Raw genomic sequence first — 19,817 nt, 5'->3', positions numbered from 1 at the left:
GTTTAATGTTTAGATATCTTTTATTGCAGACCCTTCCAGGTAGGAGCACAAAGTTCGCTTCAATCCCTCAACCAGGGAGACTTTGGGTTGCCAGGGAAACCGCCTTCGTAGTTTAGTCAAATCAGGACAGCGACGCTGAGGGTTATCTTTCAGATAATCCACATCCTCGCTGACTCGATATTCAATCTCTAACCACGGGGGACCTGCAATTTGACGGACTAATTCTGCAAGTTCTCGAATACTGATCTCCTTTTCATCATTCCCAACGTTGAACACTTCGCCGTTTGTATCGGACAATAACACATACCACATGGCGCGAACCGCATCTGTAATATAACAAAAGGCCCGGGTTGCACGACCGTTACTATATAACACTAGGGGTTGACGATGAAGAACGGATCTCATCAAATCGGGGATGATGCGTCCATCCTCCAATCGTAGACCGGGTCCATACACATTGAAAGGTCGCACAATCTTCACCGGGATCTTAAAAAGTCGATAGTAGGTCATACAAAGCGTCTCTGCTAAACGCTTGGATTCATCATAGCAGGCCCGAGGTCCGGTACAGGATACATTTCCCCGATATTCTTCTGGAGTTGGGATGAAGGCCGGATCCGGATCCCCATAAATTTCACTGGTACTCAAGTAAAGCATACTCCATACCCGGTTTTGACGGGCCAGCTCCAGCATTTGTCGGGTGCCTATTACATTGACATCAATCGTTTGAAGCGGATATTGCCTATAAAGGGTAGGAGAGGCAATACTTGCACCGTGGATGATCCAATCCACCCTTTGATCCAGGTTTACAGGAAACGTTACATCTTGTTGGATAAAACAAATTTCTTTTCGACTTTCCAGATGCTTGAACCGCTCGGAAAAACCTGTTTGCAGGTTATCTACGACTATTACCTGACAAGGCGGATTCAGTCCTTTTTCATTCAAAACAGCTACCGTCTCGACAAAGTAACTACATAAGAAGCCATTTGCACCTGTAACCAGAAGAGTCGTACCCCTTAAGGCCTGAAAATGATCCCTGAGGTCTTGAATAATATGCTCGATATCTTGAGAGATGATTGTAGAGGTCCTTCTTGCCATGATTATATTTCCATTCTTTATCTGCTCTTTTGTCTGGATCTTGAGTTCAATAAGTTTTTCACCAGGTTGTTTCTCCCCTGTAAGAGGGAGCGGGTCAGAAGGACAGTTTTTGAATATTTTCGCCCGATTTCCTCTAATAAATTCTGTATGCGCCGCCTTATGCCTGATGGATGTCTTTCAAGTGGCTTCTGCTTCTCAGGAGGAATAACAAATTGCTTGAGGGAGGGAATATCAAAGTTGCCGCCGATACAATTCCTTATCCGTTCAAAGGTTACTTCAAAATCATGGGTTAACGCCCAATAATCAATAGATATATCGGCGTAACGTTGATTCTCAGCATAGCTTAATTCCCATAACTTGCAGAATCGTTCGTATCCTGTTTTAAAGTGTTTCGCATCGAGTTGCGGAAATATGCTTTTAAGGTCTTCACACCAGGAGGCCATTCTGAATCCCTCAAATGTTACCTCTCCCTGTCCCACATCCTCTCTACCGAGATGCGCCTGTACTCTTCGGACAACGCTATTCCATTGAGCTTGTTTATCTCGATAAATATGGATGATCTTGGCATAGGGGAAATTAGCACGGATCCAACCCAATCGAAAAGTTATCCGGTTCTCCTTTAACAAAACCTTGGATGATCGGCCAAAAGCCGTTCCAATTAAATAACTGAGATAGCGATATAACTCGTCTTCCCTGGCTGTAGGAGGTAAGTATAAATTTTGAGTACCCCATTCCGGATTGAATAATTCCGGGATTTTACGAAATCCCTTGAACTCTGTGAAGTAGTTTTCAACGAAGAAGTGATGCTCATCTACTTGAAGGGGCCATATGAGATATTCCAGTAGTTTCTCATGTAATGGTTCGTAAAGGCAATAATATTCTCCTGTTTTTCGAAAGAGTGTAAAGAGCAGGGTACTCCCAGAGGAGAAATCACCGCTTATAAAAATAAGATTGCTCATTTAAACCTCAATGCTTGGGGATTTAAGAGATCTTGTTAAGTAGAGTTTTCAATGGTTCTCAAGCTACTTTTGACCAAACCGACTATCACAAGTTTCGAAACAATCCTCTCAAGCTACTTTTGACTCATTTCGGCAACTTTTACCTCATGCTCTCGGAGGTTTTTTGCTTATATATCCACCGTCCTGCGACGGATCGAAAAATACGGCAGACAACTCTGCTCGTCCGAGGAGATGCCCGAAGAAGTCTCTGCTCCTTTCCTTTAAAACGCTGATGTGCCCTTGAAGTCTGGAATTTTGAAAGGTTTCTTGAACCCTGGATTGAAATAAAGCTTTTCTCTCTATGAAATGTTGTGAAATGCGTTTGGCAGCAACCGCAAAGATGAAGGCTGGTTTCACTTTGGGACCCAGAGCAAAGATAACTTTGTCCGGGAAGTCGGCCAGTAATGTGTAAACCCCACTGGAGGTAAATCGCCAATAGTCCGTCGGAAATCCGTGCAAACGGTAGTTAAATGGAACACTCAAAGCTAATAATCCATCATCTCGCAGTATTCGTCGTGCTTCTGCAATTGCTTTTTCAGGATGGGGGAGGTGTTCCAGAATCTCAAAAAGGAGCACCGTCCCAACCGAGCCATCGGTGAAACTCAAAGTATGAGCATCCACAATCAGATCGACTCCCAGGCCTCGACGGATGTCACAACCGATGTAATTCAGTCCCTTGAAATAAGGGCGGAGATTGGAGAGTTTCTCATAACCCGGTAGAAAGAGGGACCCGATCTCCACCACAGGATCGAGAGGTGTAAAACTTTCGGAAAACAGCCGGACCGAGGTATTAATAGCCCGATTCATACCGAAGCTTCTAAGAGTTTAATTCCGGTATCTTCCTCCACAATACGGGCAATGAGCTCGGTAAAAGCTATCTTCGTAAAAGGCCGATATTGTGGAGATCTCAAATATTCTCTAGCACTCTCCTTGTAACGCCGAATATCCTTCTTGGTTAGCGACTTCAAGTAACTACGTAATTCGCCATACCCCGAGAATTGCCGCAGGTCTATAAAACATTCTTTTGGAATGTAGGTTTCGATATCCGGGGCTCCCAGGTAAATGGGAATGGTCCCTGCAAAGAAACAGTCAAAAATCTTTTCAGTAAGCCAGCCATTGAGGATCTGGTTGTCAAAACATAGGGCAAAGGTATACTGACCCAGGGTCTCGCGCTTCGATATGGCAGGTCCACGATAGACCCGTCTGCACGCTTCTAAAAGGGGATCAGGAGAGAAGCGCTGCCAGTAATACAGAAATCTTTTATGGAGTCGACGAAACGTGTAAGGGACCCGTGTTTTACCCACCCGGTGGGCTGGACCATCCCAACCGACACCGTACAGATCGATCTCTCCCGTTCGACTGAAGTACTCCACGGCACGCCGCCGCTCAGTATAAAGTTCTTGATAGTACAACCTGGGAAGCTTGTTTGCAGTGATCATCACAAGGAATTTTCGGTCTTCCTGACCCCAGATTTCCTCATGTACCGATTCAAAAGACTGGGGGATATGGAACTTAAAACATTGAAGCGGACCCCGCAAAAAAGGCTTAAGTGATTCAGCATCGCTGAAGGAGAAAATCCGTTTGAAGTATTTTTGTGCTTTCGTTAATCCCAGGTATAGAGTCGGCTCTACAATAGGACCTTCGAAGGCGAAGAAGGCACTGAGTATTACATCAGGCCACCTTGCCAGAGTACGATAGTGGTCCTGGATCCCGAAGGAGATATATACATTCTTTGCCCCAAGCCCCTGTCTCTGTAAGAGATGATCGGCAGTATGAACTTCAATCCCTCTATCTTCGAACCAGTTTCTCAGATAAACATAGGGTGCTAAAATATTATCCCCATCCAGCCTGCATTTGTTTATGTCAAACAAGGTATCTTGCTGGAAATGGTGCGAGAAGGGATCAATGAATAATTTGATATCGGTGGGATTTATCATACTTCAGTAACCTCCAGGAATGGTAATCTACCGCATAGCAGCCTTTTAAAATTAAGGGTTGTATAACGTGGTGAAGGGGGTAAATTTTCTGCCACTTCAACCCCTTCAACTGGAAATAAATTATTCCGCTCTGGTTTTGTACTTAGGGCCTCTGTATTCACTCCATATGAGAAACCGGGCTAAGGGACGAACAGCCCCCAGGGTTAGTCCACTATATATAAGCATTCGTAATAGTAACACCCGAAGCTTACGCCGTTGGATGTTTGTAAGAAGGGTTCGCCAGGGATAGGGTTGCTTTAGAAGTTCGAGGGCATTAGGGGTATTACCACGAATCACCCAATTGGCTGCCCGGAATGTGTTATCATCGCAACGATGAAAGGTATATTCAACCAGATCAGTAGGACTCAGCCTTTGGAGCCATTGATCCTGTTCCAGGTAGTCATCTAAAACAAAGAAGGAAGCCTCCGGGTCCGTTCTCAGATAGTTATAGCGATTAGACCATTGGTTTCTTCCAACTCGATATCGCATGAGCCGTTCATTGAGAATACCGACGGGAAATTTACGTAAGATCCGTATCCACATCTCCAGGTCAGCCCCAATGCCGTACTTTTCCGGGTTAAAGAGTCCTACAACCTCTAAAGTCTTACGTCTTGTCATAAAGGTCGGACAGCAGAACAGTATGTTTTTATTTCGGAGGAGGAAAGGGAAAACCTCCTCATATACCAGCCACTCCCGCCCCAAAAACTCCCGGGGTAGGCTGGCTCCGCCGAAAATTCTTCCCTCGTAATCCATGAAATGATCCAGGCAAAATACAGCTCCGACCTGGGGATAGGTCTGAAGGTAGTTCACTTCTTTCTCAACTATCGTAGGTTCATAGATATCATCAGAGTGGTAGACGGCCACAAACTCACCCTTGGACATCTTTATCGCCTCATTCATCGCCTGATAGCCACCTATGTTTGAAGGGAATCGGATACAACGAAGCCTTTCATCAACAACAGACCGGGCCACATCGTAGGTACCATCCGTTGAACCATTATCTATGAGAATAACCTCTATATTTTTATAGGTTTGGGCCAGTACTGAGCCTAAGGCTGCACCTAATACCTGCTTTACGTTGTAGGCCGAAATACAAACGCTAACCAGAGGTTGTGGCTTCTTATCCATAGGGTTAGAATAACTCTTCAGCATCAGTTAAAAAGCATTGGGCTGATAGCCAAACGCTTACCTGTTTTGGGCAGAGGGGTTAAAAGTTATTTTCATTGATTCCTACAGGGATGATTTCTACACCTTCTCGCTTTGGAATGTAACGCCAGGGGTCGATAATAACAGACCTGGGGGGGAAATGCCAATCTGGCTCACTGAACTCCTTATGATTGGTTGCAATAAAATATACCCCCGACCACCGAAAGGGACAGGATCCGGCATCTATATAAGGATCATACATGCAGACTTCAAAGCCACGCTCTTCCAGGATATTAGCTAACAGGGTAGCCGGACTGCCTACGGTAAGATTGGTTCCAGCCTTGAACGACCTCCCATATATACCCACCAGATGATGGGGGTAACCCCGACGTCTGTGATGGTCTTCAATGAGATCTGCCAACCACTCTGTTTGCCTCTCTCTACAGATCATCACATGTTCGAACCAGTCATAGGATAGGTTGAGCTCCCTGGCCAGCCAGGATAGGGCAATATTGTCCCTGGGATGGCAGCCCCCTCCATCTCCCATTCCACCTCGTAAATAACGCGAGCTTATAAGGCGATCTGTAGCTAACGCAAGGGCATTGGTGACCACATCCACATTACACCCCGGGATCTTGTGGCATATTTCCATCAAGGTGTTGGCGTAACAGATCTTCATGGTAATATAGGTATTGTAAACTACCTTGATAAGTTCTGCATTCTCAATCGTGGTCTCGTAGAACGGTTTGTTGTGAAGTGTTCTGTAGAACTGCTTTGCTCTCTCTGCGGCCTCTTTATCTCTAACTCCAAATAACACAAACTCTGGGTTAAGAAAGTCGGTGATCGTACTGCCCATGGCTATGAAGAAAGGATTATAGCACAGTTTAACATAATCGTTAATAAGAGGTAATATTTCCCCCCTTATGGTGCCCGGCAGTACAGTGGAGATGATAACAACAATTTTATCTTTGCCATTTTCCTTGATAGCCATCGCCAGACTGCGCATTGCATTTTTTAAATAACTATAATCGAAATCCATCCGCTCTTTAGGTAATCGAGTTACTCCTTCGTAGCGTGGATCATGGGGAGTTTGGACCGCTAAAAATATGATATCTGCGTGGCGTACAACTTCCTTAAGCGATCCGAATCGGAGGGAACTTTTCCTGAGGAGTGGTTCTATGGATGGTTCTCCATTTGGACCCGCCTCACGGTGTGGAAACTGCTCTTTCTGCATTTTCCCTGTATCTATATCATACCCCATAACATCATGACCCTTCATAGACATAGCCAGAGCTACGGGCATGCCTAATTTACCTAATCCTACTAATCCTACCTTCCAGTATTCCATAATTTACGCTCTCTTAGTCTAGATGATCTGACAGAGTCATCAAATCATCCACCGATGAGGTATAGTTAGTGATAGTTAGTTGTTACTCAATCCTCCTATCTGTCCTGCGACAGTCGTCACACTTTCGGCTGGCAGGGTCAAGTTGAAAGCGGTAGGGGTAGTTGTTGAAAAGGGTTCGAGGGGTTTCCAGTACGCTGCAACCGTAGACTGTTCCCCAACCAGACTCCCTGTTAGAGCAATTCCGCGAAGGTTAATCTTCACCATCTTACTTTCAGGCGCATTGTTAATCAAAACGAGTACAATTCGTCCCTGGTTATCATCACGGAAGGAGGTAACCTGGACAAGGGGATCACTGCTCTTCCCTTCGATGCGGATCGCCCCACGCCGGATCCATCGAGCATAGTGACCTATCGCATACCCCATACCCGTGATATAAACTTTATCATGGTCCGTATCAATCAGTACGATGGTATCTATATTTCGTGTGAGTAACTGGGGCGGATCGCTGCCAAACCGCCGTCGGGTTGCAAGGATATTCCACCAGATATGGAGTTTGGATCTATTACCTTCAAAATGAAGTTTATCTATCGTACTATCCCACATACTATTCATCCCAAAGAACCCTGCTGCATGGGCATAGACCAGTTCATCATGAATATGAATAGCTCGCCCTCTCAAGGCATCAAATGCTGTTGCGGGGATATGATCTTCCATGAAGTAACCATGGGATACCTCTGTCATCCATAAGGGAATCTTATACGGTTCTGCAAGATTACGTAATTGTCTCCGAAGTTGAATACCTTCCGGATTGGGATGACCTGTTCCAGATTCCTTCAAAAGGTTGGGAATATAAGCATACGGTGATCCATAGGGATACGGATGGTAGCCAAGGACCCCTACATACTGTCTGGCTTCTGGATCGGCCAGGATCTTGGCGGCAACCTCCAGCGATCTCTTCTCCGTTTCCTCGTTGGGAACAACAAACTTGACCCTATTAAAACCGGCTTTACGTAACCGGTTCCCGGCCCCTTTGATGATATCAACTACGGCCTGAGCATCTGTTATAGGATCCAACTCCCTGTTTCCTGATGTCGGTTCATTAAAGAGATGAGCATAACGAGGTTCTTTTCCATACTTATTTTTCCAGTAAATGATACCCGCCAGGACCTGCTCCGCACACTCATTCAGGTAACGGTTATAATCCGAAACGCCTAGCTTTCCAAGCCATTTAGCTCCCCAGCGGGTGCTGATCTGGGTTGCAGGATAAAGCCCGTTAAGAGCTTCTGGAGGAGCAAGATCCATAACTTTTTGTTTAAAGAGATCACCGTATTGAGCGGAATGAAATCCCTTCCAATTTATGTCGAAAGGATCCTTATTATCATTAGCCTGGTCTCTGAACGGATTACTGGAATGGGCAGGAGCTTCAAAAAGATTGGGTACCTGACCGGTTGTGATCCTGACCTGGTTGAAGAGTGCATCAACTGCCTGAAGGCGTTGTGCCGGGGTTAGCGTATCTTTATTTCCCAACATCAAGGTTTGATGGGTGGCTCCAAAACCTTCCATGATTTGATACGTCATAGTATTGTCGAGGAGTATTTCAACCTGGGCACTTGCCGGAATAGATAACAGGATAAAGCTTAGACTCAGCATTACCCAGCTAAGACCCATCGGTAAAATCCTCCATCGGGTTGGCAAGATCTGTCTGGTAGTAGCAAATACAAACAGAGCTGAGATACTCCTGTTAAATTGAGATACCCTCGTCATGCTAACACATCCCCAACCGGAGGCACTCATCCAGAATGGCTCCGAAATCCCGGGGTGCATATCCTAATGTTCTGCGGGCTTTGCTTGAATCATAAAAGTGGTATCGGCTGGCCAGATAATGGGTTATGTAAGTAATACGAGGACGGCGATTACGTAAACGGCCCCAGGGCTCCAGGATCATGGCCGCAAGGCCGGTGATCAGGGGGGGGATAGGAATAAATCGCCGTCTTAAATTCATAGCTCTGGCAGTTCTTTTCACCAGGGCCTGATAAGTGAGGTTTTCCCCACCCAGGATGTATCGGCAACCGGTGACTCCTCTTTCTAATGCGGCAAAAATTCCCTCAATTACATCCTGCACGTGTACCACACAGATACCACCGGTGAAATAAGGAACAAGTCGGGTTAAACGGACCTTTCTCATCATTTCTGCACCTCGATATCGGATGCCATAGGGTCCAAAAATAGAAGCCGGATTGACAATCACAGCATCCAGACCGCGTGTGACTTCTGCCATTACCTCTTCTTCTGCCCGCCGCTTAGATAGGTGATAAATCAATCCTGAACCTTCCAGATTGAAGGAAAAATCTTCATTGGCCGGATACCTGGGATCGGTTGGGATACCGATGGCTGCCACAGAACTGACGTGAATTAAACGTTTCACACCTTCCTTTCGGCAAGCCTGAGCTATGTAACGGGTTCCCTCCCCATTCACCCTCATTTGCCATACCTGATCCCGTTTCCAATGACTTAAATGGGCTGCCGCATGGATGACCCACTCTTGATCTTTGACGGCCAGTTCCACATGGCGGGGATCTGTGATGTCCCCTGTTATCCGTTCTACGGGAAGCCCTTCTAGAATCTGAAGGTTAGAAGTCGCACGGGAAAGGATACGAACTTCATGGCCTTCTGCAACCATCCGTCGGCAGATGTGGGATCCCAGAAACCCCGTTGCTCCAGTAACCAGTACCTTCATAAAATAATCCTTCCCTGTAGAGGCAAGATATTTGCCGGATAAGATCAGGAAACACCGGCAAGTAACCGATAAAGGTTTTGCCCTTACCAGCCTTTCAAGCTGTACGGGCATATAGGTATTCGAAGTAGCTCCGACCCAGGGTGAAAATCATCCTTGCTGAAAAATCGGTGAGTAAATTGGCTACAGATCGGGCTCCACCATAGAGAAGCCCTTTTCGGTTATCGTCTTTGAGAATTCCACCTCGATTGATAAGGTATCGTTCAAAAAACTTGGCAAACCGGTGGAGTACCTCAACCTGGCTTTTTGTCAGATTTTCGTTTCCGATGGTAACTTCATGGCTGTTGATATATGCATACTCGTCCTCCGACGTTAAACCTTGAGAGACGGCCCAATCCCGGAGTTTAGTACCAATAAAGGGTGAGGCTGCCGTGAACTGGATCCAATCGGCCCGTAATCGGATGGCAAAGGCGATGGTTTCCAGGATGGTTTGAACCGTATCTCCTGGAAGCCCAATAATAAAGAAGCAGAAAGTCTTAATTCCCAACTTTCGGCACAGGGCTACCATGTCAATGATATCTTCCCGAGAAATCGGTTTCCGACCAACGTTGGCTTGGATCTCAACCTCTGCACTTTCGACTCCAAAATTAATCCCATCACATCCTGCCACGGCCATAGCTCGTAAGGTCTCTTCATTGAGACAATCAGGTCGTGTCTCACACTTCCACTTAAAGACGAGTCCTCGCCGTTGAATTTCGTTACAGATCTCGATCACACGTTTCTGGCGGAGTGAAAACATGGGATCCCGAAACAGGATGTATTGAATTCCCAAATCTTTTACCAGATGTTCGATTTCATCTACCACATTACGCGGAGAACGATAACGCCAGGGTAGCCCTTGACCAACGGGATATGGACAGTAGTGGCATCCAAAGGGGCAACCCCGCGAGGTTAGCATGGGCAAGAAGGGAACGGGAGCCGTGAGGGATGATTTAGGAAGTGTATATCGATGGTAGGGTAAAAGTTCCCATTTGGGAAAGGGAAGCCGATCCAGTTCCTTCAGGAAAGGCCTGGGGGGAGAAGCTATCCAGGTTTCTCCACGCCGATAGATGATCCCAAGCACCTCCTCTTCGGGTCGTCCGATGGTGAGTTCGTAGACTGTCTCATCCGGCTCCCCTTGCAGGATGTAATCCAGGCAGGGTTCCTGCTGAAGTCGTTTCAGAACATGGGAAACTACAGGCCCATAAATGGCTAAAACGAGGTTTTGGTTGGCTTCCTTCAGGGCGGTACATACCGAGAGGTCCCAGTCCAAAGTAGGAGCCGAAGTCCTCACGGTCACTAAGATCTGCTCCACCCCGTTTGAATCACCACTCTTTACAAGCCGTTGGATCAATTGCTCTTTGGTTAAGTTTTCCCCCAGGGCCTCCATCACTTCAACAGATAGACCTTTGTCTACCAAATAACCTGCGAGGTAAGGAATGTCCAGGGGGGGTAGAAGGGTGGCTCCTATAGGGAAGAGTTGACCGAATCCTCCCATGGAATCCTTGTTGGCAACATAACCCGGTGGGCTGGGAGGATTGATAATAACAACTTTTGTAAATCTCATGACGAATACCTCCTGGATAAGTGATGGGTATTCTTTAAACTTACTTGAAAATGATTCATTGCTTCTTTGTAAACATCGACCGTTTGGCGGGCTATACCCTGCCAGGAAAAGTTCTTAAGGGTATAATCACGAAGGGCCTGGGCGTCATATTCATCTCGTCGTTCTAATACCTGTATAATTGCAGATGCCAGTGCCTCTGAATCCTCCTTAGGAACCAAAAGACCGACTTTTTCATTGATGATATCTTCAGGCCCACCACTTCTTGTTGCTATTACCGGAGTACCGCAGGCAAGCGCCTCCACTATGACCGAACCGAAGGCTTCAAGACGACTTGGAAGCACCAGTACAGCACTCTCTCTCATATATTGACTCACTTCCATGGGCAATTTAGGGCCGATAAATTCAACATGACCTTCTAATCCCAGATCATGGGCCATCTGGCGGAGGCGCTGCTCTTGAAGTTGGGTATTTCGATAAATGCTTCCCCCTACCAGTACAAGCTTTGCTTCAGGTCTGTGTCGAACCACCTGGGGCATTGCCTGGAGAAGAATATCAAGCCCCTTATTAAAATTGATGAACCCTACATAAAGAATTTGGTTGGGGTTAGGTTTTACTCCGTTTTTAAGCGGTGTAAAAACAGAACCATCTACGCCATTAGGAATAACGCGAATCTTTTCCGGTTCTCCTGTGAAATAGGCGATAGTAGTCCGAACATAGTTACTTACTGTGATGTGGAGGGTAATCTTCCGGGCGGCCCATACGGCCTGGCGACGAACCAAAGGATACCGGTCCATCCACCCCTGCCAGGGTGCATGCTCTGTGACTACCACAGGAACTCCATACCGTCGGCCTAACCAGGTCCCCACAACCCCATCTGGATAGATGAAGTGCGCATGAATCACTTCAAATGGGAAGTCATGTCGGATCTCATCAACCAACCTCCGGACGCCGAAATAATAAGTGAGGGCCTCAAGATTGTATAGCGAATACCCCAAACCTACCAGGAACCGGGGATGATACACCTCCATGTCATCTTCCTTATGCTGGGATTCGACCTGTCGAAACCTGGTGTATTCAGGAAATCCGGGTAGCGGTGGACAGTATGGAACTGGTGAAATAACCCTGAGTTCACAAATCTCGGCGATGTGGTAAACAAGTCTCTTAACCCAAAGGCCCAGGGTTTTCATTACCTTGTTTGGATAGTTTCGCGAAAGGATAAGAACTTTAAGACGTTGCATGGAAATGAGACCTTTTCTTCGCCTTGACTATAAAACTCGCACCTAACCATTTTAGCTTACCAGAGCACAAGGGTTCTAATCGCTCAGCAGTCCATACAGCCCACCTGGGGAAAAGTTCGTCAAGGGGGGATAGAAATAAGTTGATATAAAAATAAACCACGTCTGTTACTCTGCCGCAGTATTTTGTTACCAGACGGGTAGCGGCATTTTGGGTATAGAGCCTAGCCAATGAGACTAACGCAGGGGGCTGGGGTCGCCTGGTCAGGCCATAATACAAAGGCCTGAGACAAGCCATCATCGGGTAAAAGACAAAATTCCGCCAGGCCGCATGGGGGCTTAATAAATTAGTAAAAGTAATGAGGAGCGTTCCACCGGGTTTTAACACCCTGCTCATTTCTTGGATCGCTGTTTCATAATCTTTAATGCGATCTATCACACCCATACAGAGGATCACATCAAAGAATTCATCGGCAAAAGCCAGGGCTGTCGCATTACCTACGGTAAAATGGGCACGGTTCACCTTCCCAAAAGCCTTATGACACTGCTCTATCATCCTTGGAGAAGCATCGACTCCCCAGAATTCAAATCCTAAGTTGATTAACTTAGGAACCATAACGCCAGGTCCACAACCTACATCCAGCAACTTACCTGTCGGTTTGTCGAGTAATTCTAATACCTTTTCCTGGCGCACACGCAGGGCATAACCTCCGGGCGAATTTTCATAATACCGTTGAAAGTAATCGGCAGCCACCTGGTCAAAATAGGCTATGGATCCTTTGTTCTTATTACCCATTTTAAATATTTTTCCTCTCATCGGGGTGGATTGTCCTGCAACTCCACAAATAAAATTCCTTACTTCTAAAATCCTGTAAAATATTATGGCTTTGTCCATCCTGTCTCCGGCTTCGGACGTTTTGTAATGGTTCCTGTTATCTCCCCTAGAGTCCATCCTATATTAAACCAAAGCAGAAAAGGAGATGCGAGAATAAATTTTTTCACATGCCTTCGTTTGCTTAAAATGCGCTTACCGATTCTAAACCACATAATAAAAGGTAAAAAAAAGACGCCTGCCATCCAAAGCCATTTTTTATGTGAGGCGTCAAAGGTTCGTGAAACTGCATAATTGTGACCATGTAAGCGCACCAGATGCCAGAATTCCTGGATACAAAAAGATTTATGATGATAGACGACCATATCAGGATTTGATATTAAACAAATTCCTTCTTCTAAGAGCCGCTTATGCCAGAAAGATTCCCACAGGTCTTTTTCTAGCAGGTCTTTTAATAGAGGAAGTACCCGGCGATTATAACTGATATTATTTCCCGGTAATTGTTGCACTTCTCCGCGGGGAAGTGGCTTCATGTAGGTACTGTACTCAAACAGGTAAACAGCCCAATCCACGATCCGTTCTGTACTCCCATTTTCCACGGTCCCTCCTACGACCAGATGTCCTGAACGATGTGCTGAAAGAATAGAACGATACCAATCCGGCGCAGGTATACAATGATCCTCTAAAAGAGCAAGGATATCTCCTTGGGCTTCTCTTATGCCCTGTGACCGGAGATGCGGTACGGAAGCCTGAGGGTCCGCTCGTAACACTCGAACGGTTGGATAAAGTTCCTTGAGTCGGATAAGTTCTTCGTCCGATAAATTTCCCACCACGATAATCTCGATACTCTGGAAAGAATTGGCCGGTATCTGTTGGCTTTGGAGACTCGATAGACAAAGTGAGAGTTCTTTTAAACTGTTATGACTGGCTATGATGATTGATAGATTATTATTTTTCTCTGGAAACATTATTATTTCATGGAGAAATTCTATTAGGGCTTAGAAACTTTTTGACATAAAATGTGATACATAGGTCCGCACAAAAGGAAAAGAGCTCTAAACAGAGATATTTTGCGTAAGTTTCGATAAACTTTTACCTGAAATCTTTTCCAACGGCTAAAATTAATCAACATCGTATCATCCACATCGGGTAACGAGAATCTCACCTTACCGAAAACAGGGTTCAGCAATTTTTTAAGCTCAAAATAAGAAAGCAACCGGTAATTCTTATAACCTACGCCCTTTAAAAGGTATACATATCGGGGCATCCAGGATCTGGGAAGAAATCCCACCCCCCAGAGGTAGACATGAGGTTCTACGGTAAGACTATAACGGTTGGGGGTACTCAGGAAAAGAATTCCTCCATTCTGTAAGACCCGATAGCTTTCTGAGATCACCCTGGATTGATCACGGGTATGTTCTAAGGTCGCAGCGGCAACGACCAAATTAAAAAATCCATCCGGGAAAGGGAGATATTCAGCACAACAACAGATTAAGGGAACCTTTTTACCTGATTCTTCAAGTCTCTTTCGGGCTACTATAAGCCATCGAAGTGCAATGTCGATCCCTATCACACGGGAATAGGTTTTTACGGCAGATATTAAGAATCCTCCTGTACCGCATCCTATTTCCAGTACGTTCTGATTTGTTTTGATCAGATCCCCAGAAAAGAGAGCTAACTCCTTTAAGATGCCTTCTGCTTTTGCTTCAGCCAATAGGGCAGTTCGGACAAATTTTTCGCGTAATGGTGAAGGGGTTTCAGGGCTGTGGCTCCAGTAAAATTTAAGTAATTCCTGGAAGTTAAATTTAGGGGCATTCTCTGCAATTAATTGAGCCCTTTTATAGTCATTCTCAAAATTGAGATAGGGATCCCCAAAAATTCTGAAATCCGGAATACCGGCGATGACAGGAAATTGCCTTTTACAAACCTTACAAAGGAATCTCTCTTTTTGTTGTAAGATGATCCCCTTACACTGGGGACAGCAAAGAGGAAAGCCTTCCAACAATCTCAAATTTTCTTCAGCAAAGATATTAACCATTTCTTTCGCAGATTTTCTTGTTCGATTCCTTAACCCAGTCTGGGTTTCTCCCACCTCCGTGCCCCATATAAAGCTTTTACCAGTTGCAGGGGTTGAAAGGTAATGCTGGGCCAGAGAAACATTTCCGTCGTGCAGTAGCACTTCTTTGCCCGGATATCTTCTCGAAGTCTACGAGCTGCAGGTGAATTCCATATCTCAAAAAAACTTTTCTCTCTGAGATTACCCAGGGGAGGATGAATTTCACATACGCTGACATCTCCATTTGCATACACAACCGCACTCAATCTTCCCGCCATACAGGGTATGACCTGAGTTTGTTGCCGGATGGTCTCGTATTTTGCCCATTGAAGCAGGGGCTCTACAATCGCCCCAAAACGTTTTTTCTCCCTTTCTCTCCATACCAGGGCTATCGTCTGGTAAAGATTTCTATAAGCTTCCAGTTGAGGACCTTTTAAAGAAGGGTTCTTCCGATCTCCGCGAATAATTGCCAGATTATGATGATCCATGGCGGGACATCGCTCATACAAGTAATGGGTCAATTTCATGATTTCATGAATATTTTCAGATGTAGCGGTAGAAATAGAATGGATACGAACTCTGGGATCTATTTTTTGGAGTTCTGCCAGCATATCATAGGTTTCCATTGCATTCTCAAACGATTTATTATTGCCCCTAAATTTGTTATGATATTCTGGCATACCATCCAGGGATAACTCTATGGCAACGAGTTGAAGAGAAGGTTCTTTCAATATTTCTTTGAGTTGTTTCTCAGTTTTTTTGGTGAAATAACCGCTGGTTGGGATATAAATTTGCTTTACCTTGTTATTCGAGATAAAAAATCTACAGATCTCACCCAGTTCTTGTCGGATGAAAGGTTCTCCACCTGATAAATTTAGATTTTCTAGAGGCCCTAGCTCCTTTGCCAGATTAATTATTTCATCCCGTGTCAGATCATCCTCTTTATTCAAACTTCGCCAATAAAAACAATGTTCACAGGTTAAATTACAGGTCGAGTTAATAAATAAAATCAGAAAGGGTGGGGTTTTGTCTTCTGGCGAAGTTATGGTTCTAAGTGAAAGCCTTATATGCCTTACCATTCGTTTCAGCAAACTTATCATAATTTTATACCTCTGTGATTTCTAACCCCCCTCATCCTGGTTTATCCCGGGTTAGATGAGCTCAAGGAGGCCATATTTTTTAAGCCTGTGCCAGTTCCCATAAGATCTCCATAGTTTTCTCTGCAGTAATCTGCCAGGTAATGGTCTTTGCCCGTTCAAGTCCTTTAGCAGCTAAATCTTTTCTTAGGTCTGCATCATATATCATTTTTTCCAAAGCATTTTGTAACTCCGATACCGCACTGGACTGTATTAAAAAGGCGGCTCCTGGCGCAAACTCGCGTAAACTACCCTGGTTGACTGTAATAACGGGAACTCCACAAGCCATGGCTTCTATGACAGGGATACCGAAGCCCTCTGCTTCTGAAGAGGGATAAACAAAAAACTCTGCAATATTGTAAAGCGGAGGTAGATCCTTATGATATACATAGGGGATATGAATCACAGAATCTCCTATCCCGAGTTTATTTGCACGGGCAGGTATGTTCAAGTTTAGATAATCCGGGCCGACTAATACTAATTTGTGGGGAATGTTTTTACTTTTTTTCACGCCAGCAAAGGCTTTCAAGAGATGAGGAATGTAATGTCGTTTGGCCAGTTTACCGACAAACAATATAACTGGGTTATCTCCACCGATGTAGTGACGTCGGATCTGCTCTAAAGTTACGTGATCGTGAATAGGGCGAAATGCCTCACTGGCCGCTAAGTAGGTTACCTTAATTTTTTGGGGGGGTATTTTATAAACCTCAATAAGGCGTTTCTTTACTGAATGGGAACAGGCACATACTTTGTTAGCCTTATGGGCGCTGTATCGGTATAAGAGTTCATACACCTGGGCCCTCCACCAATGATAACTTCCCAGGGTATTTTCAGCCGGACCCAGATTGGTTACCAGACATTTTCCCGTGTAGCCTATTGGAATCGTATAAGACGGACAAAATAATACATCCAGATCTTTAGACTGGGAACGCAAGGAACTCCATTCCCATAATGGATCGGGAAGTTTTTTACCGATTACTTTTACCTGATATCTCTCTAAGGGAAATGAAAGTACTTCTTGTTGGAGGGGAGTATGGGTAAAAAGTGTAATTCTATCAAACGGAAGGTCCATCTGGCTCCATTCTTTGAGAACACACTCCATATATCTCCCGACCCCTGTAAATTTCCTTGTAAAACGAATTGCATTGACTCCCAGATGCATAGGATCTCTTCCTAAAACTCCTGTATAAACAGGTTGAAAATCAGGTCAGGGCTTTTTTAAATTTTGGAATGGTCCCCATTTTCAAGTCCTGGTTTTTGAACTAAAAGAATAATGGTGTGACCAAAGGGTAATATCCTGGAAGGCTTAGAAAGAAACCAGGCTTCACCTTTCATCACTCCATACAGAAGGATATTCAGCCATCGTAGAGGGGGTGGAAGCAATCTGACAGCTAATCCTTGATTATGATGATGGGAACGGTGGTTTTTTCTTTGCCTTAAATAACGCTTGACCGTAGGAAAAATAGACAACAAGCTATTGGCATAAGTTGCTTTCAAAATACGAAAGCCCTTCTGCTGAACTTTATCGCATAACTCATCCAGACGGTACATCCTATAGTCTTCCTCTTTTAAAGACTTTCCCCTGCCCATTCCCTGACTCGAGTTTGTCCGCACAAGCAAGCAACCTCCTGGCTTCAGGGTTCGGTAGAACTCTCCCAAAGCTATTTTGTCGGAACTATTTCCCGGCAAATGCTGAAGGACATCATGGCATACAATCAAATCAAACAAATTGCTTTTAAAGGGTAATTCCAGAACCGAGGACTGACATAAAAGAGGATGGCCCCGTCTTTGACAAAATTGTAAAGCATACCATGACAGATCTATGCCTACTATTTGTTTGGGTAAACTATACCGTTTCAACCAGGTGAGCGTAACCCCTGTCCCACATCCCGCATCCAGGATATGCAGGTTCTTCGCCCCCTGATACCTGGCATCTAAAATCCCGGCAGTAATGGTACGTATGCCTCTGAACCACCAGTGTTCTCCTTCCACTTCATAAAGCCGTTCGTAATATTTATAGGAACCTATTTGCGGGTTCTCAGACATATTTCTATACTCTTCTAAACATCGATAAAAAGTTGGTTTCCTCTATTCTTTCCTCTTTTACAGATTAGGAATTAGCCATATCAGTAGCTTTATCACTGGTTGAGGGTCTTCCCTATCCTGTTCCCTTGATCTAACTGCCTGCGAATTTTTTGGAAACCGGCGAGCTGGCTGATAATTACCATCAGCACCATCCCCCCAAACAGTCCCACGAAAAAGAGTTTTCGTTCCTCAATGAACTGGTACACCGCACCATGCACCACCGTACCTGCGAAACCCACATAGTTCCAACGCTGGAGTGCCTTCCAACGCTTCACACCCAGTGCACGGAGAGAAAAATCGTTTGACAGACTTAAAAGCAATATCAGTATTAGCGTTGCAACCAGTCCCATAAAGTTGGCGAAACCGAAAGCATCATGACGGAGAGGCAAAAAGTGCGATTGATTAGGCGGATAGAGGAAATAGAGCCAAAACTTCCCACCCATATGTACCTGTAAGCCCACTATCATGTGAACTAGACCCAGAAGTCCGGCCCAGATTCCAACATCTCGCCGCAAATCGGTACTTATGGGATTGGGACGATCCTGCAAAACATTCCAGGGTCCTATAATAAGTGATAAACCCAAGAAAGTAAGGCCGGCATAGGCAGAAGCCATACTTAACCGGAAGACAACATTTCTTGTGGAAGGTAAAGTATGGAAAATCAATAACATAAGTATCCCACTTACCAAAGCCAGTATGAGATGTCGTTGAATCCGTCGTCTCCAATAGGATCGTTGCTTAGAATCTTCCAACATTCCTATCTATCTCCTCGTTCCTGGCGTGAATCGGTCGCGTGAATTATTTCCGGAACTTGTACAGTCAGCAACTCCCTACAGCGCTCCCTTATTATCTTCTGCGGGCTTTCTTCAACGATAGGTTCTTAATGTGCTGTATAACCCAATCCACCGAAATCTCTGTATCAGCACACTCCGGATTTTTCGGTATAAGTTTGAAAGAAAATCTGGTAAAGGTGATCTCTAAAAGGTGTGGTCCTTGCCCAGACTCCGTCCCCTTCACTTACAAGCAAACAGCTTTCAGCATAATCTGATTATTTGGGATTGAAGGAGGGTAATTGAAGAATTACTTCCTGTTGGAATGCCGTTTTGGAAATCTCAGAACAACTCGATGGGGATAAATGGGTAATTGCCTTGCTGGAGCACAAGTGCCTGTCCTACCTTTCCCCTCTCCTGAAGCTCCCATTCCCTCCGTCGATAGGGGATTAGGGGAGAGTGAGGGGGCAAAATGCCCACGCTCCCGAGCAGGCAAACGGCAACCTCCTGGATCAACTCAAGCTATTGAACGGAGAACTAACCTGATACACCAAAAATACCCTTCTTCGGTTATCGAATCTACCAGTCCGCTTATCCTGTCAAGAATTGCAGAAATTATACCATAGGAAAAATCTTAGGTCTTCCTCCTCCTCACCAACGGGATTCCAGGTGGAAGGATGATCTTTCCGAGAAGGACTCCAATAACCCAAATCGTAAAAAAATCTGACATTTAAGAGGTAGAATTTATCCCTTAGGAGGGGAGGAATAGGGATTAAAATCCAGAGAAAATAACCGGTTAA

Annotated in this window: 17 protein-coding genes; all 17 read right to left on the bottom strand. The window is 45.1% G+C overall.

The window, feature by feature from the left end; translation table 11 throughout:
* Positions 1 to 9 precede the first annotated feature (9 nt).
* Positions 10 to 1,095, bottom strand: coding sequence for an NAD-dependent epimerase/dehydratase family protein (locus VNM22_17895; protein HWP49033.1), 1,086 nt, complete (start codon positions 1,093 to 1,095; stop codon positions 10 to 12).
* Positions 1,096 to 1,112: 17 nt separating this feature from the next.
* Positions 1,113 to 2,054: a sulfotransferase gene (locus tag VNM22_17890; protein HWP49032.1), complete on the bottom strand. Its 942-nt coding sequence runs from the start codon at positions 2,052 to 2,054 to the stop codon at positions 1,113 to 1,115.
* 144 nt (positions 2,055 to 2,198) lie between these two features.
* Positions 2,199 to 2,900, bottom strand: a complete 702-nt coding sequence (locus VNM22_17885) for a methyltransferase domain-containing protein (GenBank protein HWP49031.1) — start codon at positions 2,898 to 2,900, stop codon at positions 2,199 to 2,201.
* A complete protein-coding gene (locus tag VNM22_17880) occupies positions 2,897 to 4,030 on the bottom strand; it encodes a glycosyltransferase family 10 (protein HWP49030.1) in 1,134 nt (377 codons plus the stop codon). The genes VNM22_17885 and VNM22_17880 overlap by 4 nt, the downstream gene beginning before the upstream one ends.
* A 120-nt stretch (positions 4,031 to 4,150) precedes the next feature.
* On the bottom strand, positions 4,151 to 5,197 hold the full coding sequence (locus VNM22_17875) for a glycosyltransferase (GenBank protein ID HWP49029.1): 1,047 nt from the start codon (positions 5,195 to 5,197) through the stop codon (positions 4,151 to 4,153).
* A 79-nt stretch (positions 5,198 to 5,276) separates the two neighbouring features.
* The gene (locus VNM22_17870; GenBank protein HWP49028.1) at positions 5,277 to 6,563 is read right to left on the bottom strand and encodes a nucleotide sugar dehydrogenase; all 1,287 of its coding nucleotides are present in this window, start codon (positions 6,561 to 6,563) and stop codon (positions 5,277 to 5,279) included.
* 75 nt (positions 6,564 to 6,638) lie between these two features.
* Positions 6,639 to 8,231 carry a glycoside hydrolase family 30 beta sandwich domain-containing protein gene (locus VNM22_17865; protein HWP49027.1) on the bottom strand — a complete coding sequence of 531 codons (1,593 nt, stop codon included), beginning with the start codon at positions 8,229 to 8,231 and terminating at the stop codon, positions 6,639 to 6,641.
* Positions 8,232 to 8,328: 97 nt separating this feature from the next.
* A complete protein-coding gene (locus VNM22_17860; protein ID HWP49026.1) occupies positions 8,329 to 9,300 on the bottom strand; it encodes an NAD-dependent epimerase/dehydratase family protein in 972 nt (323 codons plus the stop codon).
* Positions 9,301 to 9,394: 94 nt separating this feature from the next.
* Positions 9,395 to 10,903 (bottom strand): B12-binding domain-containing radical SAM protein, encoded by a 1,509-nt coding sequence (locus VNM22_17855; protein HWP49025.1) that lies wholly within the window; start codon positions 10,901 to 10,903, stop codon positions 9,395 to 9,397.
* Positions 10,900 to 12,141: a glycosyltransferase gene (locus VNM22_17850; GenBank protein HWP49024.1), complete on the bottom strand. Its 1,242-nt coding sequence runs from the start codon at positions 12,139 to 12,141 to the stop codon at positions 10,900 to 10,902. Before VNM22_17850 ends, VNM22_17855 begins: the two co-directional genes overlap by 4 nt.
* Positions 12,128 to 12,934, bottom strand: a complete 807-nt coding sequence (locus VNM22_17845; GenBank protein HWP49023.1) for a class I SAM-dependent methyltransferase — start codon at positions 12,932 to 12,934, stop codon at positions 12,128 to 12,130. Before VNM22_17845 ends, VNM22_17850 begins: the two co-directional genes overlap by 14 nt.
* An 83-nt stretch (positions 12,935 to 13,017) precedes the next feature.
* Entirely contained in the window at positions 13,018 to 13,938 is a 921-nt protein-coding gene (locus VNM22_17840; GenBank protein HWP49022.1) for a glycosyltransferase, read from the bottom strand.
* 23 nt (positions 13,939 to 13,961) lie between these two features.
* On the bottom strand, positions 13,962 to 15,008 hold the full coding sequence (locus tag VNM22_17835; protein HWP49021.1) for a methyltransferase domain-containing protein: 1,047 nt from the start codon (positions 15,006 to 15,008) through the stop codon (positions 13,962 to 13,964).
* A gap of 29 nt (positions 15,009 to 15,037) precedes the next feature.
* Positions 15,038 to 16,126 carry a radical SAM protein gene (locus VNM22_17830; protein HWP49020.1) on the bottom strand — a complete coding sequence of 363 codons (1,089 nt, stop codon included), beginning with the start codon at positions 16,124 to 16,126 and terminating at the stop codon, positions 15,038 to 15,040.
* Between the two features lie 79 nt (positions 16,127 to 16,205).
* Complete coding sequence (locus VNM22_17825) at positions 16,206 to 17,324, bottom strand: glycosyltransferase family 1 protein (protein ID HWP49019.1); 1,119 nt, start codon at positions 17,322 to 17,324, stop codon at positions 16,206 to 16,208.
* A gap of 56 nt (positions 17,325 to 17,380) precedes the next feature.
* On the bottom strand, positions 17,381 to 18,208 hold the full coding sequence (locus VNM22_17820) for a methyltransferase domain-containing protein (protein HWP49018.1): 828 nt from the start codon (positions 18,206 to 18,208) through the stop codon (positions 17,381 to 17,383).
* Between the two features lie 92 nt (positions 18,209 to 18,300).
* Complete coding sequence (locus VNM22_17815) at positions 18,301 to 19,002, bottom strand: hypothetical protein (protein ID HWP49017.1); 702 nt, start codon at positions 19,000 to 19,002, stop codon at positions 18,301 to 18,303.
* Positions 19,003 to 19,817: the final 815 nt, after the last annotated feature.

It is taken from the genome of Candidatus Limnocylindrales bacterium (assembly GCA_035559535.1).
In the GTDB taxonomy this organism is placed as follows: Bacteria; Moduliflexota; Moduliflexia; order Moduliflexales; family JAUQPW01; genus JAUQPW01.
Note: the sequence above shows the minus strand (reverse complement) of the source record. Positions and strands in the feature narration are given on the sequence as shown.

What these genes read in the sequence shown, in the direction of transcription:
- VNM22_17845 (HWP49023.1), bottom strand. Translation starts at nt 12,934, where the DNA reads ATGGGTAATAAGAACAAAGGATCCATAGCCTATTTTGACCAGGTGGCT.
- VNM22_17895 (HWP49033.1), bottom strand. Translation starts at nt 1,095, where the DNA reads ATGGCAAGAAGGACCTCTACAATCATCTCTCAAGATATCGAGCATATT.
- VNM22_17875 (HWP49029.1), bottom strand. Translation starts at nt 5,197, where the DNA reads ATGGATAAGAAGCCACAACCTCTGGTTAGCGTTTGTATTTCGGCCTAC.
- VNM22_17860 (HWP49026.1), bottom strand. Translation starts at nt 9,300, where the DNA reads ATGAAGGTACTGGTTACTGGAGCAACGGGGTTTCTGGGATCCCACATC.
- VNM22_17835 (HWP49021.1), bottom strand. Translation starts at nt 15,008, where the DNA reads ATGGTTAATATCTTTGCTGAAGAAAATTTGAGATTGTTGGAAGGCTTT.
- VNM22_17840 (HWP49022.1), bottom strand. Translation starts at nt 13,938, where the DNA reads ATGTTTCCAGAGAAAAATAATAATCTATCAATCATCATAGCCAGTCAT.
- VNM22_17850 (HWP49024.1), bottom strand. Translation starts at nt 12,141, where the DNA reads ATGCAACGTCTTAAAGTTCTTATCCTTTCGCGAAACTATCCAAACAAG.
- VNM22_17825 (HWP49019.1), bottom strand. Translation starts at nt 17,324, where the DNA reads ATGCATCTGGGAGTCAATGCAATTCGTTTTACAAGGAAATTTACAGGG.
- VNM22_17880 (HWP49030.1), bottom strand. Translation starts at nt 4,030, where the DNA reads ATGATAAATCCCACCGATATCAAATTATTCATTGATCCCTTCTCGCAC.
- VNM22_17870 (HWP49028.1), bottom strand. Translation starts at nt 6,563, where the DNA reads ATGGAATACTGGAAGGTAGGATTAGTAGGATTAGGTAAATTAGGCATG.
- VNM22_17815 (HWP49017.1), bottom strand. Translation starts at nt 19,002, where the DNA reads ATGTTGGAAGATTCTAAGCAACGATCCTATTGGAGACGACGGATTCAA.
- VNM22_17890 (HWP49032.1), bottom strand. Translation starts at nt 2,054, where the DNA reads ATGAGCAATCTTATTTTTATAAGCGGTGATTTCTCCTCTGGGAGTACC.
- VNM22_17885 (HWP49031.1), bottom strand. Translation starts at nt 2,900, where the DNA reads ATGAATCGGGCTATTAATACCTCGGTCCGGCTGTTTTCCGAAAGTTTT.
- VNM22_17865 (HWP49027.1), bottom strand. Translation starts at nt 8,231, where the DNA reads ATGGGTCTTAGCTGGGTAATGCTGAGTCTAAGCTTTATCCTGTTATCT.
- VNM22_17855 (HWP49025.1), bottom strand. Translation starts at nt 10,903, where the DNA reads ATGAGATTTACAAAAGTTGTTATTATCAATCCTCCCAGCCCACCGGGT.
- VNM22_17830 (HWP49020.1), bottom strand. Translation starts at nt 16,126, where the DNA reads ATGATAAGTTTGCTGAAACGAATGGTAAGGCATATAAGGCTTTCACTT.
- VNM22_17820 (HWP49018.1), bottom strand. Translation starts at nt 18,208, where the DNA reads ATGTCTGAGAACCCGCAAATAGGTTCCTATAAATATTACGAACGGCTT.